This is a genomic window from Candidatus Bathyarchaeota archaeon, assembly GCA_030739585.1.
Lineage (GTDB): Archaea > Thermoproteota > Bathyarchaeia > TCS64 > TCS64.
The window spans coordinates 1-17,367 of the sequence record JASLYX010000002.1 but is presented as its reverse complement, the minus strand read 5'-3'; the positions used below and the strand labels follow the sequence as shown (position 1 = coordinate 17,367).

Sequence of the window (17,367 nt, the reverse complement as noted above, 5' to 3'; positions counted from 1 at the left end):
GTGATCACACAAAGCACCCAAGAAATCATTGTAAGCGGCATTACCTTCATGGTGATGGGAATGTTTCTGGGGAACCTCATATTTGTTGTCCTGGGCCTCTTCCCCATCGTCTTCCTTGCTATCGGAGTCCTCATAAGGCAACCTCAAGACATCACAGTTAGTCGAAAAGGGGAGGATGCTAAGATATGGGTAGACAACCAAATAGCGGACACCCTAACCGCCACAGTAAAAGGGGGCGTTGGTCTAGTCAGTTTCAACGACTGCATCCCTTCTAGCTTCAATCTTGACGAGGGAACCAACGTTAAATTCTTCTGGAAGGGGGTCAAGGACAAACAGGTGATTATTAGCTACCGCGCCACCTGTGCCAAGCGTGGCATGTACGAGCTCAACGATGTCAAGTACGAGACCCGCCACCCCCTCCAGATTACAGATAACCAAATAGGGAAAGCCCAGGCGCCCCGGAGCTATATCGTCCAGCCGAGACCCATGTTCGTGCGCCGGATACGTGAAAAAAAGGCTATTACACGGATCCCGATGCCCATGGAGGCCCGGATCACGTTTGGATTTCCCACCACAGATTTCCTTGAGGTCCGGGACTACCAGCCTGGCGATCTTTACAGAAACATCAATTGGAAGGTCACCGCCCGACGACTCAGTAGCTCCCCCTCGGCCCTCCAGGTTAACGAGTACGAGAAGGAGGGGAAGAAGATGGTCTGGATCTTCCTAGATAGTGCTACCCATATGTCACTGGGCACCACAGTGCAGAACACCATGGAATATGCGGTGAGAGCCACCCTGGGGCTCGCCGACTTTTATCTGAGCAGGGAGTGCCAAGTCGGGCTCTGCATCTACGACTACGATGCCCATGAGTGGGAAGGGAGTTACCAAAGGACCCAAGATACCCCTGATCTCGACAACACATTCTTCGGGATGGATCAAATGGAAACTAAAGTCAAGGTAGAGGAGGCCAGAGGAACAAGGGAACCCTCCCTCAGCCGGTACCTCTTCCCCGACACGGGAAAGAAGCAGCAGTTTAGGATCTTACGGGAGATGCTTAACGTGGACATCCGATACAGTGGAGAGAGTCTCAAGGAGGCGATCCATAGTTGCCGCCGCCATATCGTGGGCACACTCCCCCTCTTTATAATCATCACGATGCTCGACGCCTCCAAGACGGACGCACTCTACGCAGGGATAAAGGAACTCTACAAATACTCAGGGAGGCTAAAGATGAAGCCCTCCATAATCGTATTCAATATCCAGGGCTATAAGATTGCTGCGCAGAGGGAGGTAGAGGAAATCGCGGCAAAGCTCCTCGACTTCCGGAACAAGCCCCTTACGGGGGTCCTAAGAAAGATGGGGGCTACTGTGGTGAACTGGAACCCCCATACTCAGAGCTTTGCTCAGGCACTAATCAAGCAGAGGGCATAATATGAATACAGCCACATTCATCAGGGGCTCGGAGTTTGTGCTCGCGATAGTCTCTACGTACATGGCGGCTGTAACCATGGTACAGACGAGCCTCTACTGGCGGGCGAGGCCATACATGGCTATCATTTTTGGGCCTATAGCGTCCTTTCTCGGAGGCTCTCCCACTGGTGAGAGCGGGTCGTCACTAGACCTCATTATGATCGGTCTGGCTCTGGCCCTCTCGTTTACGTTCTGGCGGAAAGGGGACGAGACTGGGTTCGGGAGACTCTTTAGCCTCAATATGCTTATGTTCTTCCCCTCTGTTCTCGACTTCTCAACATTCAACTGGATCAACCTCATCCTACCCTATGAGTCCCTAACGGCCGTGACGGTACATTGGGTCTTCGTTGTCGGCCTCCTCCTCCAAGCCACCTACCTCACCCTCAGGTACACTATGAGGTTTAAGGAGATGCGGTCGGAGCTTAAGGAGAGGGGCGCTGAAGAAGACGACATCGAAGAGATTTCCCGAGGACAGATGGTCTATCTGAGTCAACTTGTAGCTGGAACGGTGGTGATATCTACGGGGGTCTACTTCGGGTTCCCTTACGTGAACCAGTTACTGACGGAGAAAGCCGCCGTATTGCCATATCCCCACCTAATTATCGGGGTCGTCTCTATCCTCCTCATCACAGCCGCAACAGTCCTATATCTTAAAGGAGGGGGAAACCAGAGCGGAGCAGGTAATTTGCCTCCTAGGGCATCTAAAGGCGTTTGATGACAGAAGAATAGATAAAAATTTCAAGACCCAAGTTCTTCATCGTCACACGGGTTGGGAGACCCCGGTATTTTCCAGACATTTCACCTATGACAATCATCCCCGGGTCAAACCCGTCAGCTATCAATGATTCAGCTATGAGGCTGACCGTCTCCGGGTCGGAGTTACGGGGAAAGGGCATGTCGTGATTGCCATTTGGTTTGATTATGATCTCTCCTTTAACCCCTTTCGTTAGGGGTCTTATGCCTCAAATGAGGGGCAGTGCGTGATTTATCCCCTTCTTCCGGTCATCAGACCGGACAAGGGCAACAATGGATTTTCCATCTACAACATAGGGGTCGGCTCTTAGTGTTTTAAGGGGACTATTTGGGAGAGCTTCAGCGTCTTTATGAGCCGCTTGAACTCCGCCGTTAAGTCTCATGGGTTATGTTCATCCATAATGTGAATTCATTTTAATTATCGGCGTTATGCCTTTTCGTCATATAGAGGATAGTGGAGCGCGCGACGGGGTGATTGTTGTCAATATCCTGCTCTCAATAGGTTAGCCTGAATTGGGCGCCTGATAACAAAACGATTATAAGGCTAGGTAGGGGAATTGAAAGTATCCATAAAGGAGAAATGTGCGTGTATCACTTGGACTGGATAAGAAGATCCTCCTGACGGAGGACAGAATGCCCCAAGAAATTCTAAAAATAATCGACCTAGAGAAACGCTTATGACTCCAAGAGGGTCCCATTGATGCCGATATGCATCATGTACCATTCTCAACGAACAGTTTAATTAGAAGAGAAAAAGCTGGAAAGCGGACCACTCATACGCCTAAAAAAAGAGGGAGAGGGGAAAAAGGGTGAAGGTTCAGAATCTGAAGCAACCACTAAAGGTGAATCTAGTCAAGCTTTCATTCAGTAACTCCCCCATTGAGATCTTCACAAAGATCTCTAAGCGGTGCCACTATGCCTATCTGTTAGAATCCATCGAGGGCCCTGAGAAGCTGGCGCAGTACTCATTCATCGGGTTCAATCCGCGTCTCATTATCACTGTTAAGGGGCGCAAAGCGGTCATCAAGAATATGAGGTCAGGGGAGAGAAGGGTCGAGAATACCTCCGACCCCTTGGATATAGTAAAAAAAACCCTCGAGGGGAGGGCGTCGACATTCCAGAGGTTCAGGCTCGTGGGGGGAGCCGTGGGCTTCATCACATATGATGCAATAAGGCATTGGGAGAAACTCCCCTCTAATGCTATAGACGATTTGGGTTTCCCTGACTTGGAGATGGGGGTCTACGATGATGGGATCATCTTTGACCATGTGGAGGGGAAAGAATACTACTGCTACACTGATGAATACCGCCTTGGAGAGATCAATAGTCTCCTCAAGGAGCCCAACGACTTCGCTCCCATTAAGTTCAAGAAGCCGATGACGAACATATCCATGGAAGACTACATGGCAGCCGTGGCCAAGGCAAAAGAGCACATCGCCGCGGGTGACATATTTCAGGTGGTTCCCTCCAAGCGCTTCGAGTTTGGGTTTAAGGGCGACCTGATTGCGTTCTATCGGAGCCTCAGGGAGATCAACCCCTCGCCTTACATGTACTATTTGAAGATGGGGGACCGTCAGGTCATAGGTTCGAGTCCCGAAATGCTGGTAAGGGTCGATGGGGACACCGTTGACACCTTCCCCATAGCGGGGACCTGTCCTAGAGTAGATGACCCTGTTGAGAACAAGCGTCTCGCAGAAGAGCTCATATCAGACCCTAAGGAGCGGGCGGAGCATGTGATGCTCGTAGACCTCGGGAGGAACGATATCGGCAAGGTTGCCAAGTACGGTAGCGTTCACCTACCAGAGTACATGCAGGTCCACCAGTACAGTCACGTCCAGCACATCGTGACCCAGGTCAGGGGCACCCTCCGAGAGGAGATGGACAGCTACGACGCCTTGAGAGCCGTTTTCCCCGCAGGCACCGTTTCTGGCGCCCCTAAAGTAAGGGCCATGGAGATCATAGATGAATTAGAGCCAACTAGACGGGGTCCCTACGCCGGCGCCGTGGGCTACTTTAGCTATAACGGAAATGCGGATTTCGCCATCACGATAAGAACCCTAGTCGCCATTGGGAATAGAGCTACCATTCAGGCAGGCGGAGGCATCGTGGCTGACTCGGACCCGGAGAAGGAATGGTATGAGACGGAACACAAAGCTGCAGCACTTTTAAAGGCACTCGAGGCTGCAGGAGGTAATGACAGCTGAAGGTCCTCGTAATCGATAACTATGACTCCTTCGTCTACAACCTCGTCCAGTACGTAGGGGAGCTTGGAGGAGCCCCCGTTGTCTACAGGAACGATCAGATAACCCTCGAGGAGGCGATACAGATGAACCCTGACAAGATAGTCATCTCTCCAGGGCCTGGTGACCCTCAGGACCCCAAGTATTTCGGGGTCTGCTCGGGGATCCTAAGGAGGATGAGCCCCACGGTCCCCACCCTAGGCGTCTGTCTGGGCCACCAGGGAATCATTGCAACTTATGGTGGAAAGGTGATTAGGGCCAGAAAGGTGGTACACGGCAAACCCAGTATCATCACGCATGACGGGAAGGGCCTTTTTAAGGGAATCGAGAATCCCCTGGAGGCAACACGCTATCACTCCCTTGTCGGGGAAAAAGGTTCTATCCCAGACTGTCTTGAAGTGACCGCGGTATCCCTTGATGACAGTGAAATCATGGGCGTCAGGCACGTTGAGTTCCCAATAGAGGGGGTCCAGTTCCACCCTGAATCTATTCTTACAACTAGCGGGAAGAGGATAATTACCAATTTCCTGGAGATGTAAACTGTGATCAGGAAAACAATCGGAAAATTGGTTGAGAAACAAAGTCTCTCCTTCGAGGAGGCTAAGGAAACCATGGAAGAGATCATGTCAGGGAAGGCAACGGATTCCCAGATAGGATCATTCCTAACAGCGCTTAGGATGAAGGAAGAGACTATAGCGGAGATATCCGCCTTCGCCTCAGCCATGAGGAAGTATTGTCATAAGATTAGCCCCAAAGTTAACGGACGCTTGGTAGATACCTGTGGCACAGGTGGGGACAAGATGGACACGTTCAACATCAGCACCACCGCAGCATTTGTCGCTTCAGGGGCTGGTGTGAAAATCGCGAAGCATGGAAACCGTTCGGTCACAAGCCTATGTGGTAGCGCGGACGTACTCCAGAGGCTAGGGCTCAACCTCGCCTTAGGCCCGGATGAGGTTAAAAGGTCAATAGAGGAGGTGGGTATAGGCTTCATGTTTGCACCAGCTTTTCACCCTGCGATGAAACACGCAATTGGGCCTAGGAAGGAGCTAGGCCTCAGAACTGTCTTCAACATCCTAGGCCCCCTCACCAACCCGGCTGGAGCATCAGCACAGCTTATTGGCGTCTACGACCCGGCTCTTACTGAACCCCTTGCAAAGGTCCTAGAACGCTTGGGGAGTGAGGAAGCTATGGTGGTCCACGGTCTCGACAGCTTGGACGAGATCTCAACTGTAGGAGCCACAAAGATCTCCTGGCTGAGGGACCAAGAGATTAGGACCTTCGAGGCGATGCCCGGGGACTTTGGAGTGAAGCAGGTTAGTTCGGAAGAGATTAGGGGAGCAGGTCCAGATGAGAACGCCGAGCTCACATACAGGATACTCAATGATCTCGAGGGGTCTAAAGATCCTAAGACAGAGATCGTATTGGTGAACGGCGCGGCGGGGATAGTCATCGGCGGGAAGGCGGATGACTTTATGAGCGGGATGGAAGTGGCCCGGGAGGCGATCGGGAGTGGAGGGGCTTACAATAAGCTCAAGACTCTTGTGAAGACATCTGGCGGAGATATATCTAGGCTTGAGGAGCTCGAGGACAGGTATGGGTGATTTTTTAGATATCCTTGCAGCTGATGCAAAAAAAACGGTATCAAAAGGTTACTACCAGGTTGACCACAAGACTCGCCACTCCGGACTAAGCCTGAAGGATACCATTGAGAAATGCCAGACGAATGCCGTCATCTCAGAGATTAAAAAGACCTCCCCCTCTCTAGGCTTAATAAGGACCGATATCAATCCCGCAGAAATGGCGCTGGAGATGGTTAACGGAGGGGCTACCGGGATCTCCGTGCTCACAGAGCCGATCCATTTTAATGGGGAATTAAATTCGATACGTAAAGTCAGAGGGGCGGTTCAGGTACCCATTCTGATGAAGGACATTATCATTGATACAGAGCAGATTGAGGCCGCTTCCAGTACACAAGCAGATGTGATTCTACTCATAAAAGCCCTCTTCGAAAGAGGGCATAGCGCATATGGGCTCGATGAGATGATTTCCTTGGCCCACGAAAAGGGTCTAGAAGTACTCTTAGAAACCCACACGGAAAAGGAGTTTAGGAGAGCTCTGCAAAGCGACGCGGATATGATCGGGATAAACAATAGAAACCTAAAGACTCTAGAGGTAGACCTTGGAGTGACTGAGAGGATCCTTGAGAGCATCCATCCAGAAGATAAAATAATAGTAAGCGAAAGTGGCGTCAAGACTCCGCAAGACCTTCTTCGCCTGAAGGAAACCGGCGCCCGGGCTTTCCTCATTGGCTCGGCATTGATGCAGACTAGGGATATAAGGGAAACTGTAAAGAGGTTCGTCAAAGCTTGAAGATCAGAATTAAGATCTGTGGAATCACCCGGGACGAGGACCTAGTTGCAGCTATAGGTGCTGGAGCAGACGCTATAGGATTCGTCGTTGGTGTCCCCACGTCCAAGCGAAATCTCTCTCCCGAAAAGGCGGCGAGTCTCGTAAGGCAGGTCCCTGTGTTCACCTCTAGCGTCCTAGTGATGGTTCCTAACACTCTTAGCGACCTCACAGAGACATATGATAGAGTCAGGCCGGATATTCTCCAAATACACGGGAAAGGCGTTCCTAAGGTTGCGGAGATTAGGCAGGCGATCCCAGGAGCCACTCTGATAAAAGGTATTAGATCAGAGCCGGGAAGGGTGTTGAAAGCTGCGGAAGAAGCATGGGGATTTGATGCGGTTCTGCTGGATACATTCATCCCCGGAAAACACGGAGGAACCGGAATCACTAATGACTGGTGGATTGGCAAAAAGATTAGAGAAAACATAGGCCCAGAGAGGCTCATACTGGCTGGAGGGCTAACCCCAATAAACATTTGGGAAGCTATCCAGACAGTAAGACCCTATGCGGTAGATGTCAGTACAGGGGTTGAATCGAGCCCCGGAATCAAAGACCATGAAAAGATCGCGTCGTTTATTGGAAAAGTAAAGGAGATCGAACTATGAGGAAGGGAAGATACGGGAGATATGGGGGACAATATGTAAGCGAAATCCTTATGCCCGCCTTAATAGAGCTGGAGGAAGCTTACGAACGGATAATCCCGAACACCGAATTCCAAGAAGAGTATCAAAAGCTCCTGAAAGACTACGGGGGGAGGCCGACCCCCCTCTATCACGCCGAGAGGTTGAGCGAAGAAGTCGGCTGCAGGGTCTACCTGAAGAGGGAAGATCTTGTCAGTGGCGGCTCCCACAAACTCAACAATACCCTTGGCCAAGCTCTGCTTGCCAAGAAGATGGGGAAGAGAAGGGTAATCACCGAGACAGCCGCAGGGCAACACGGGATCGCCACCATTATGGCCGCGAAAGTATGTGGCTTGGAGGTTCAGGTCTTCATGGGTGTGAAGGACATCAGGCGACAAGCCAGTAACGTGAGGATAATGAAGCTCCTCGGGGCAGAGATTGTCCCCGTAGATATAGGTAACGGTGTATTGAAGGACGCAGTCTCGGATACTTTGAGAGAGTGGGCGTCATGTTCCGGGGACACCCTCTACCTGATGGGGTCCACTGTAGGGCCTCACCCCTTTCCCTTGATTGTGGCGGATTTCCAATCCGTCATCGGGAAGGAATCCAAGCAGCAGTTTCTTGAAAAGGAAAAGGAGCTTCCCGATGCGGTCATCGCAGCAGGGAGCGGAGGGAGTAACGCCTTGGGAATGTTCAAGGCTTTCACTGGGGACAAGGGGGTCAGACTCTACTTCATTGAAGGGGGCGGAGAAGGGCTTGGGGCGGAAAACAGCGCAGCAGCCTTCCAGTTAGGGAGGCCGGGAATCATCCACGGCGCCCTTATGCAGGTCCTCCAAGACGAGCAGGGACAGGTGATGCCATCAAAGACCAGATCGGCCGGTCTGAACTATCCTGCTAGGGGCCCTGAAATATCCCATCTCTGTGAGATAGGCCGGGTTAAGGCAGGCTATTCCTTTGATGTCGACGTTTTTGATGCCGTCGTGACGATGGCTAAGATGGAGGGGATGATCCCCGCCCTCGAGACTGCCCACGCCGTGGCTTATATGATGAAGCATAAAGAGGAGTTCGAGAATGATGCTGCTATAATCTTGAATTACTCGGGACGGGGCGACAAGGATATTGACACAATTATGAGGCATATTTATGGAACTTGAGGGAACGCTGTCAAGACTCAGAGATCGTAGCGAAGGTGCGTTCATGCCGCACGTCTATTATGGAGACCCGACTCCTCTTTTCTCTCAGCAGTTGATAAAGACTCTCGCTGACAATGGAGCTGACCTCATCGAGTTGGGTATACCTTTTTCAGATCCCACGGCCGATGGGCCTACATTCCAAGCTGCTTGCGAGAGATCCCTTGCTATGGGAACCACTCCCTCAAAGTGCATACTGGGAATACAACAGCTGAGGGAAGCAGGAATAAAGCAACCAATCATAGTTACGACCTATTATAACATTCCCTACAATATGGGCGTCGGTAAATTCTTGGAGGAAATAGGGTCAGCAGGGGCCCAAGGAGTCATCGTCCCCAATCTCCCCTTTGAAGAAGCAGAGGAGATGTTGGAAGAGGGAGGAAAGAAGGGGATACATGTGATTCTTCAAGTAGCTCCTACCACGACTGAGTCCAGACTTAGGCGTATTTCGGAAAAAGCCTCCGGATTCCTCTACGTCATGAACGTCGAGGGGGTCACGGGAGCCAGGGATTCCGTCAGCAGATCAACCCTGAAGCTCATCAAGAGAGTGCGAAGGTACACTGAAATCCCGCTTATGGCCGGTTTTGGCATATCGAGGGGCGATCAAGCAAAGGCTCTCATGGCTGCGGGTGCTGACGGTGTCATCGCTGGAAGCGTCTTCGCTAAGATATACGAGAAAAGAACCAGGATGCCTGAAGCTACCCTCGAAGAAGTGGCGGAGCTTTCCATACGAATAAAGAAAGGATGCATTAACGGTTACCCTAGAAAAGGATAGAGTATATGATTTCAAACCCAAAGACGGTAATTATTTAAAGTAATAACGTGAAGAAAACCATATTTAATAAAAAGGAGAAAGCGATGTGTCAATCGGATCTAGTAAGAAGATCCTCCTGACAGAGGATCGAATACCAAAAAAATGGTACTGTGTTCTACCTGATCTTCCTGCTCCGTTGAAGCCCATTCTGAATCCAGCGACCAAAGAGCCAGTAGATCCAAAGATGCTACAGGCGCTATTCCCGAATGAGCTAATCAGACAAGAGGTCAGCCAGGATAGATATGTGCAGATACCTGAAGAGGTACGGGATATCTATCGTCTCTATAGGCCAACGCCCATGTACAGGGCTAGGGGCCTCGAAAAAGCGCTAAAGACCCCCGCCAAGATCTACTACAAATACGAGGGGGTCAGCCCAACAGGGAGCCATAAGCCCAACACGGCAATCGCCCAGGCCTTTTACAACATGAAAGAGGGAGTCGAGAGGCTAACCACCGAGACGGGAGCAGGTCAATGGGGGTCCTCCCTTGCTTTTGCCGGATCATGCTTCAATATTGATGTCGAGGTCTATATGGTCCGTATCAGCTATGATCAAAAACCTTACAGACGAAACATGATGGAACTTTTCGGAGCAAACGTTCACCCTAGTCCCAGCAATCGCACAGATATTGGAAAGAAATTCCTGGCGGAGAACCCAGATAGCACAGGGAGCCTGGGAATGGCTATTAGCGAGGCCGTTGAGGCCTGCGTTAAAGACGAGGGAGCAAAATACAGCCTCGGCAGTGTACTAAATCATGTGTTGATGCATCAGACTGTCATTGGCCTTGAGGCTCAGGAGCAAATGGCTATGGCTGAGGACTACCCAGATCAGATCATCGGTTGTGTTGGGGGGGGAAGCAGCTTCGCTGGGATCATGGAGCCCTTCTACTTGGATAAGGTTAAAGGGATTGCACCTAAGGATGTTAAGTTTACCGCTGTAGAATCCACAGCTTGCCCAAGTATAACAGCTGGGAAGTACATGTACGACCACGGCGACACGGGGCAGATGATCCCGTTAGTACTGATGCATACTCTTGGCCATGACTTCGTTCCGGATCCCATCCACGCCGGGGGGCTTAGGTACCACGGCATGGCCCCAAGCCTCAGCCTTATGGCAAATGAGGGAGTTATCAAAGCCAAGGCCTATAATCAAATAGAGACCTTCGAGGCCGCCAAGTTGTTCACCCAGACGGAGGGGATAATCCCTGCACCAGAACCCGCCCATGCCATTAAGGCCACCATAGACGAGGCTCTCCGCTGCAAGGAGACCGGAGAGGAGAAGACGCTCTTGTTCCTGCTCTGCGGCCACGGCTACTTTGATATGAAGGCCTACGATGATTACCTTGCCGGGAATCTAAAGCCCTTCTCGATGTCCCAGGAACGGATCGATCAGAGCGTTAATAGGGTTAAGATGATGTACCCAGGCCTGAATAAATGACGGAGATGTGCTGATGCAGGATCTAAAGATAGTGGTCAAGGATATCCAGGGACACTGTGACACCATCGAGATGGGGGACTACTTCATCGTCAGAGGAGGACAGATAAGCATCCCAGATGGCCACTTCTGCTATTGGGCCCTTAACGCCATCCTCCCCCTCCTGCCGGCCAAACAGAGGAAGATCGATGAACCCGGGGACTGGATGTCAACGACCTGGGAGGTCCACTGCCCGGACCCCCAAGGAAACGTGATCATGGAAATAATTCCCATAGAACCTCTCTAAGGTGAGCTACATTCCCTTCGGGAACGATGAATTACACCGCTAATTTTTTTTCAATGATTCTAACATCAGGTTCCTTAAGGCCCTGGCAGATTTTAGTTTGACGTCTCCCCCAAAGAAGTCCCTTAGATCTCCGACGAGAGGGGCTACGCTTTTGGGCCCGGATTCGAAAAGCGTGGCGAGATGTTGGGTCTCCTTAATGAATTTCTGGAATAACGCCCACGAGAACACGTTATCATTAACTAGGGAGTGGATGAGTTCTGGCGACTCCCCTACGATGGACTGGGTTACAGACATCTGGATCTTGAAGGTGGGGCCAGCTAGCTCCTTCATGAGTTGGAGATCCCCTTCCGTTAACGCGCAGGCGAAAGCGAGGTTCATGAAATAAGGGAGGGACAGAATGGAGGCCATGCATCGATCATGGACCTTTGGGGTCAAAGGGATAAGTTTCGCCCCTGGAAAAAGCATTCTGGCCATCTCCATTTCCTTCAGGGAATCGTTGACGCTGACGACCGCGAAAGTCTCCCCTTTGAATGTGTCTATATCAGGTCCGAACATGGGGTGAACTGAGAGAGGTCGGATTCCCCCGGATTTTTTTAAAGCTGGTATCGTTTTCATCTTAAACGAGGCTATCTCGCTGATGATAGTATCAGATCCTTTAGGGGGCTCTACATCAGTTACAAGCCCGGGCACTGTTTCAGTCGTTGCACAGATTAAAACGAGGTCCACACCGGATACCGCCTCAGGAAGTGAGGTCGAATGCTCTAAGCGGTAACGCTCCGCCAAGGCTTTTGCTTTTCTCGGTTTGACATCGTACAGTTTAATTGTATGACCCTGTTCCGTTAGGAGCCTGGTAAAAACACTCACCCATTTTTCCGGCTCCAAGAATGGTTGTTATCATCCCGATCCCCCTTAGATGGAACCAAATAGTGAAACGGGGTTTATTTAATGCTTCTCGTTAGGTTTACATACCCATTCAAGGGGGACTAGGAGAAAAAGGGGGGTACTTGCTTCTGAGGCTACAAAGTCACGCTCTTAACCATCCACCGTAGACCGGGTACATGGAACAGAGAACTTCAATAAACGCCGGATTCCCTGTAGCGTTCTACTTCAAAGCGCTCCCCAACGCTGGGGCGACCTCATCAGGGTCTTCAATCCGCTCTGAGTGGATCCCCAAACCTTCTACAACTCTGGAGGTGTTAACGATATCAAAAGGGGTAACCTCTGAGGTGTAGGGAGAGTGACCATTGCCCCAAAAGACAGGGCTGTATCCTGAGTTGTTAATATGACCCGTTGTGATCCCCAACCTGCTACTGACCACCGCTTCATAGTTGCCTACCTGGTAGCTAAAGCCGGCGTCCCCATTTACGCTAACTATCTCGCGTCCAGGCATCGCGAGCTTGGCCCCCATTGCGACCCCAAGGCTAAAGCCAAGAGTGGAAACGTTTCCCCAGCCCATGAATCCGTAGGGGATAATGGCTTCATAGACAGTACTGAGTTGGTCCCGGGTATTTCCAGACTCGTGTGTAACGAAGCGGTTCTTCCGGTCTAGAGAGGCCATGATCTCAGCATAAACCCGGTAAGGATTAACGGGGGGCTCTCCAGACTCCATTAAGGAGTCATATTTCTCCGCCTTCGTTCTCTTGACTGCCTCGATCTCATTTGTAATATCCTTCCTCTTGAGAGCCCCCCGTCTATCAAGCTCCACGATTAGCTGCCAAAGTACGAGCTTTGTATCCCCAACCACGGCATGCTCTGTTGGATATATTCGGTTAATATTAGACTCCTCAACAACGTAATGGATGATCTTCTTCGCCGACGCGCTTGAAATACCCTGGCTGAAGAGCGAGGGCGAGAGACCACAACCGATGGCGAGAACAAGATTGGATCTTTTAATGAAATATTCGGCGGGATCCCCCCGGACACAAATGAATAGAGGATGGTCCTCGGGGAAGCAGCTCTTTGCATTCAAGGTAGTGAGGACAGGGGCTTTTGCCAGCTCTGCGAAGCTAAGGAGTTCTTGACATGCATCAGCGTAGAAGGTCCCCTGGCCTGCGATGATGAGGGGTCTCTCTGAGGAGTGAAATGTCCTGATGGCAAATTCAACGTCTTTGGGATCGGGTCATAGTCTTCCAACTCTTGACCGGGAGTAGGGGAATTCCTCTATGTCATATTTCCCCAGGCCCGAGGAAGCTGAAGGAGTACTGGGCCGGGGAGCCAGTTCTTGAGGCTTGTAAAGGCTCGTCTCATGAACTCCGGGACCCTTTTAGCTGCGTTGATGTATCCGCTCCATTTGGTGACGCTCTGGAACGCGTCATTAATACTATATCTGGGCATCCCTAGTGAATCGTCGGGTACCCCATCGGTGAGACAGAGAAGGGCCGACTAGTCCTCGTACGCCTGGGCAAGGGCACCGTACGCCATCTGTGTGCCAGCTAGGTTGAGACCTTCCATCACAGAGCAGACACCGAAACGCTTCCCGTTGGATACATGGAAAAAGGCATCGGCATCCGCCACGGCATAGCACTCATCTCGGACCATGAAGTTGGGGATCCCCTCCTCGCAGCATGCATTAGTGAAAATGTTGGTAGGAAAAGTGCATACTTCCGTTAATACTTCCGCCTTAAGTATCTTGACCAGGCCGTTTACGGCTTCGGCTTTCAAAAGGATACCCCCTAGGCTAAGTCCCACCCTAGGAAAAAAATCCGGTTATAAAGAATGCTTCAGCCGCAGAACCTGTGAACCACCCGCTCCAGAACCCTAGCAGTATTGACAACAGAGTCAATATCAACATATTCCACCGCCGCGTGGGACCCTGAGCCTACTGGACCGAAGGCCACAGCGAAGGCTCCTTTTTTTGCAATGATCTGGGTGTCCATCCAACCTGAACCTCCAACGAAGTGAGGGGTCTCCCCTCTTACCTCCTGGGAACACTCGATGAGTACCCTACATATCTCGGAGTCAGTGGAAACCTCGAGGGGACCCCTGAAAAAGGTGATCTCATAACTCCCGTCAAACTTTGGATCGATATCGCTGATAGAAGTCAAAAGGCTTTCCAGCTCGGTTTCGACATCTTCCTTTGTCTCCCCAGGGATGAGTCTTCTCTCTACTTTGAGATTGCAGCGATCGGGATAAGTGCTTAACTCTCTTCCCCCGACGATGATAGAGGAGTGGACTGAGGGGGGCCCCACCAGTCTGTGAGAGCGTTTCATCAGCGATTCCTCTTGGAAGCTATCAAGGCCCACTTGGACCTTCCCCATCTTTGCAATGGCATCCACACCGATCTGCCAAGCGCTCCCGTGGGCAGAGATCCCACGAGTCTCAATATCAATCCACGCGAATCCCTTGTGAGCAACGAGGATCTGGAACTCGGTGGGCTCGCAGACGATCACAGCGTCGATGTCGACTTCCTTCATGAGGGCCTCAGTACCGATGCTTGCGAACTCTTCGTCACAGACTGCCGCGACGATCAGATCGCCTCGGAACTCCTTACCTGAATTCACGAGAGCCTTTGTAGCGGTGAGAATCGCTGCGAGACCTCCCTTCATGTCGTTAGTCCCCCTTCCGTAAAGCCTCCCCTCCTTGATTACAGGGTCTAGAGGATCGATCTCCATGTACTCTATTCCCACGGTGTCTGTGTGTCCATTGAGCATTAGAACGGGGCCCTCGCCCTCAGCCTTGAGGACGCCAACGGCGTTCACTCTACCCGGCTTTATCTCTGTTATATGTGTCTCCATGCCGAGGTCTTGCAGGTATTTCCCTATGTATCCAGCTATCTCCGCTTCTCCAGGAGCACCTGGAACAAGACTAGGGTTGACCGAGTTGATCCTTACGAGGTCTTTTAGAAGATCTATGGTCTCATAGGCATCAACTAGGTCGTGAACTCATCCATGTGTCACCCCTTTTGGTCACGATCTCAGAGGCTATTAAGACCTTACACAAAGTTAGTTTGTCCAGAATACCATCAGGCTATATCAAAAAAAACACGAGGTTCCACTGGCTCTCAAACAGAAAGAGGGTAACCCCTGCCCAGATAAAAGAACCTTAATCAACGAGAGAGTCTTAAATAAGGAATCCCTGAGGAGTCTTCAACTTAAGGTGAGTGTGGTTGGTAAAATTAAATGAAGTGCGAGGCTTCATCAAGAAGCAAAGCCACAACTACCGGATGATCCTGGTGAGAAGCGCAGGATCAAACTTCCTAATGAACCTCACGAGGAACTATTTCTCTATTTACACTACTGGTCTGGGCGCGAATGCCATCACTCTGGGCGGGATCCGAAGCATCAGCGCCACGGTGAACATGATCATCTCTCTCCCCTCAGGTTGGCTCTCCGATAACTACAACCTGAAGAAGGTGATGGGGGTTGGGATGCTAATCCAGATCATCATGAGTGCCCTCATGGCATCAGCTAGAGACTGGACATGGATCCTCATTTCCATGGCCTTAGATCCTTTCACGATGGCTCTGATGTTCCGCAGCCAAACTATAATTATGTCAAACGCCCTTAAGGACGGGGACCGGGCCACCGGCTTTGGACTTAGGCAGATCTTTGGCCAAACGGTAGGGATCATCGCACCCATCCCCGCCGCTCTCATCGTGGGGTACTTCGGTGGGCTAAACGTCGAGGGCATCCGCCCCCTCTTCTACTTAAAGGCAGTTGGACTAGCGATTCTATACGCCTATATCTACAGGAGACTTGACGATGTACCTCCTCATCCTAGATCTGATAAAAGGTCTGTTTTCCAAGACTTTAGAGAGATTCTTTCTGAGGGGAAAGGGCTTAAGACCTGGCTGATTGTGAGTGGACTTGGGTCCATGGTATGGGGGATGATGGAGCCATTCACGTTCCTCTATGCAGCCAAGATAAAAGGGGCTAACGCGCTCACCCTGGGAATCATGACAACGGTATCCATCCTAGCCACAATCATCTTCTCACTCCCGATTAATGAGATTGCAGATAAAAGAGGGAGAAAGTTCGCTACTTTTCTCATCAGGCCCGCCCTGTACATCTGGATGATCATGACGGTCCTGGCTCCCAGCCCCTCATGGCTGGTCCTTGCCTGGTTCTTCAGGGGGATCGGGCTCAGCTCAACAGCCTACGACACCATCGCATTGGAGCTCGTGCCTCCCAACCAGAGAGGGAGATGGCTTGGAATCACGAACACCTTCAGCAGCATTATCAGGATACCGGCACCCCTCATTAGCGGGTTCCTCTACCGAGGGAGCTACTCCTATCTGATCTTCCTCATCCCATTCCTCATAGATCTAATGCTGAGAATGCCCCTTCTTCGTTGGAAAGTCCCAGAGACGGGTGTAAGACTGCAACAAGTAGAATAAAAGACTCTACGCCTCTGTGCAAGACCATGGTCCGAGGAGGAAGGCTTAACCCTGTGTCCTCTTCTTTATCTAGCGATGAATAGCGGGTCTTTCTGTCAAAAATGTGGAGTTAAGATGGATGAAGGCCTCGCCTTCTGCCCTAGTTGTGGGGAACGTATAATGGAGCCCGGAGGAGGTTCAGCCAGAGGAGGAAAAAATGCGAGGGCTAGCGACCATCTATTTTGGAGTTTCAATATGGCTATGGCTAACCCTATGGTCTTCCTCCCGGTCATTATAGGGGGACTCATCTCAAGCACGATGCAGTTCTGGGAGAGCGGCGGGTTAATAGTCTCGATTTTCGGACTTGTCGTGCTCTTAATATTAAACTTTATGGCGATAGATATGTCCCGCGACCTTTATATGAACGAGCCGTTGGATCTGGGAAGCAGTTTCAGTTACGCCACGGGGAGAATTGGGACATTCTTCGTGGCATCTATTATCGCAGGAATATTCTATTTAACCATAGTCCTCACACCCATCGCGATACTCTTGATGGTGATAATCGTCGTTGACGAGACGGGTATCGGCGACGCGCTTAACCAAACCTTCAGAGTCCTCGGCAAGGACTTGAGGGACATCATTGTAATACTGCTCGTGACCATCATAGGCTACTTGGTACTGGAAAGAGTCCCCATTGTGGGGGGTATCCTAGCAGCTGCCTTCGGCCAAATACTAAATTTAACCTTCATCGACATCTACGATAGGTATAGAAGAGGGGATGCGGAGGGAAGCCGAGTTGATGGTACAAGTGATTTTTCACGCTCCTAGGGGGGTTG

The 17,367-nt window shown here is 51.0% G+C and carries 19 protein-coding genes and 1 pseudogene; 13 read left to right on the top strand and 7 right to left on the bottom strand.

Going from position 1 to position 17,367, the window contains the following annotated elements:
• The gene (locus QGG23_02350) at nucleotides 1-1,431 is read left to right on the top strand and encodes a DUF58 domain-containing protein (GenBank protein ID MDP6048277.1); all 1,431 of its coding nucleotides are present in this window, start codon (nucleotides 1-3) and stop codon (nucleotides 1,429-1,431) included.
• A 1-nt stretch (nucleotide 1,432) separates the two neighbouring features.
• Complete coding sequence (locus QGG23_02345; GenBank protein ID MDP6048276.1) at nucleotides 1,433-2,185, top strand: hypothetical protein; 753 nt, start codon at nucleotides 1,433-1,435, stop codon at nucleotides 2,183-2,185.
• On the opposite strand, the gene QGG23_02340 is transcribed toward QGG23_02345, so the two are convergent.
• The gene (locus QGG23_02340) at nucleotides 2,172-2,366 is read right to left on the bottom strand and encodes a hypothetical protein (GenBank protein ID MDP6048275.1); all 195 of its coding nucleotides are present in this window, start codon (nucleotides 2,364-2,366) and stop codon (nucleotides 2,172-2,174) included. The genes QGG23_02345 and QGG23_02340 overlap by 14 nt on opposite strands.
• Before the next feature lie 66 nt (nucleotides 2,367-2,432).
• Entirely contained in the window at nucleotides 2,433-2,606 is a 174-nt protein-coding gene (locus QGG23_02335; GenBank protein MDP6048274.1) for a hypothetical protein, read from the bottom strand.
• Nucleotides 2,607-3,032: 426 nt separating this feature from the next.
• Here QGG23_02335 and trpE point away from each other — a divergent pair, with 426 nt between their 5' ends.
• The 9 genes from trpE (at nucleotide 3,033) to QGG23_02290 (ending at nucleotide 11,217) form a co-directional block, all read left to right on the top strand.
• The gene (gene trpE / locus QGG23_02330) at nucleotides 3,033-4,427 is read left to right on the top strand and encodes an anthranilate synthase component I (protein MDP6048273.1); all 1,395 of its coding nucleotides are present in this window, start codon (nucleotides 3,033-3,035) and stop codon (nucleotides 4,425-4,427) included.
• Nucleotides 4,424-5,002, top strand: coding sequence for an aminodeoxychorismate/anthranilate synthase component II (locus tag QGG23_02325; protein MDP6048272.1), 579 nt, complete (start codon nucleotides 4,424-4,426; stop codon nucleotides 5,000-5,002). Before trpE ends, QGG23_02325 begins: the two co-directional genes overlap by 4 nt.
• A 3-nt stretch (nucleotides 5,003-5,005) precedes the next feature.
• Entirely contained in the window at nucleotides 5,006-6,067 is a 1,062-nt protein-coding gene (gene trpD, locus QGG23_02320; GenBank protein ID MDP6048271.1) for an anthranilate phosphoribosyltransferase, read from the top strand.
• Nucleotides 6,060-6,836 (top strand): indole-3-glycerol-phosphate synthase, encoded by a 777-nt coding sequence (locus QGG23_02315; GenBank protein ID MDP6048270.1) that lies wholly within the window; start codon nucleotides 6,060-6,062, stop codon nucleotides 6,834-6,836. The genes trpD and QGG23_02315 overlap by 8 nt, the downstream gene beginning before the upstream one ends.
• Nucleotides 6,833-7,480, top strand: a complete 648-nt coding sequence (locus QGG23_02310) for a phosphoribosylanthranilate isomerase (protein ID MDP6048269.1) — start codon at nucleotides 6,833-6,835, stop codon at nucleotides 7,478-7,480. The genes QGG23_02315 and QGG23_02310 overlap by 4 nt, the downstream gene beginning before the upstream one ends.
• Nucleotides 7,477-8,649, top strand: coding sequence for a tryptophan synthase subunit beta (gene trpB / locus QGG23_02305; protein MDP6048268.1), 1,173 nt, complete (start codon nucleotides 7,477-7,479; stop codon nucleotides 8,647-8,649). The genes QGG23_02310 and trpB overlap by 4 nt, the downstream gene beginning before the upstream one ends.
• On the top strand, nucleotides 8,639-9,460 hold the full coding sequence (trpA, locus tag QGG23_02300) for a tryptophan synthase subunit alpha (GenBank protein MDP6048267.1): 822 nt from the start codon (nucleotides 8,639-8,641) through the stop codon (nucleotides 9,458-9,460). Before trpB ends, trpA begins: the two co-directional genes overlap by 11 nt.
• Before the next feature lie 91 nt (nucleotides 9,461-9,551).
• The gene (locus tag QGG23_02295) at nucleotides 9,552-10,934 is read left to right on the top strand and encodes a TrpB-like pyridoxal phosphate-dependent enzyme (GenBank protein ID MDP6048266.1); all 1,383 of its coding nucleotides are present in this window, start codon (nucleotides 9,552-9,554) and stop codon (nucleotides 10,932-10,934) included.
• 13 nt (nucleotides 10,935-10,947) lie between these two features.
• Nucleotides 10,948-11,217 carry a TIGR04076 family protein gene (locus tag QGG23_02290; protein ID MDP6048265.1) on the top strand — a complete coding sequence of 90 codons (270 nt, stop codon included), beginning with the start codon at nucleotides 10,948-10,950 and terminating at the stop codon, nucleotides 11,215-11,217.
• 39 nt (nucleotides 11,218-11,256) lie between these two features.
• Here the strand turns inward: QGG23_02290 and QGG23_02285 are convergent, their stop codons facing one another.
• The 5 genes and pseudogenes from QGG23_02285 to QGG23_02265 form a co-directional block, all read right to left on the bottom strand.
• Nucleotides 11,257-12,099 carry a prephenate dehydrogenase/arogenate dehydrogenase family protein gene (locus tag QGG23_02285; protein MDP6048264.1) on the bottom strand — a complete coding sequence of 281 codons (843 nt, stop codon included), beginning with the start codon at nucleotides 12,097-12,099 and terminating at the stop codon, nucleotides 11,257-11,259.
• 220 nt (nucleotides 12,100-12,319) lie between these two features.
• Nucleotides 12,320-13,309 carry a thiamine pyrophosphate-dependent enzyme gene (locus QGG23_02280; protein ID MDP6048263.1) on the bottom strand — a complete coding sequence of 330 codons (990 nt, stop codon included), beginning with the start codon at nucleotides 13,307-13,309 and terminating at the stop codon, nucleotides 12,320-12,322.
• Nucleotides 13,310-13,377: 68 nt separating this feature from the next.
• Nucleotides 13,378-13,578: pseudogene (locus tag QGG23_02275) on the bottom strand (thiamine pyrophosphate-binding protein).
• A gap of 21 nt (nucleotides 13,579-13,599) precedes the next feature.
• Nucleotides 13,600-13,878: a hypothetical protein gene (locus tag QGG23_02270; GenBank protein ID MDP6048262.1), complete on the bottom strand. Its 279-nt coding sequence runs from the start codon at nucleotides 13,876-13,878 to the stop codon at nucleotides 13,600-13,602.
• Between the two features lie 59 nt (nucleotides 13,879-13,937).
• Entirely contained in the window at nucleotides 13,938-15,068 is a 1,131-nt protein-coding gene (locus QGG23_02265; GenBank protein ID MDP6048261.1) for an ArgE/DapE family deacylase, read from the bottom strand.
• Nucleotides 15,069-15,322: 254 nt separating this feature from the next.
• Here QGG23_02265 and QGG23_02260 point away from each other — a divergent pair, with 254 nt between their 5' ends.
• A complete protein-coding gene (locus QGG23_02260) occupies nucleotides 15,323-16,552 on the top strand; it encodes an MFS transporter (protein ID MDP6048260.1) in 1,230 nt (409 codons plus the stop codon).
• Nucleotides 16,553-16,666: 114 nt separating this feature from the next.
• The gene (locus tag QGG23_02255; GenBank protein MDP6048259.1) at nucleotides 16,667-17,359 is read left to right on the top strand and encodes a hypothetical protein; all 693 of its coding nucleotides are present in this window, start codon (nucleotides 16,667-16,669) and stop codon (nucleotides 17,357-17,359) included.
• The last annotated feature ends 8 nt before the right edge of the window (nucleotides 17,360-17,367 follow it).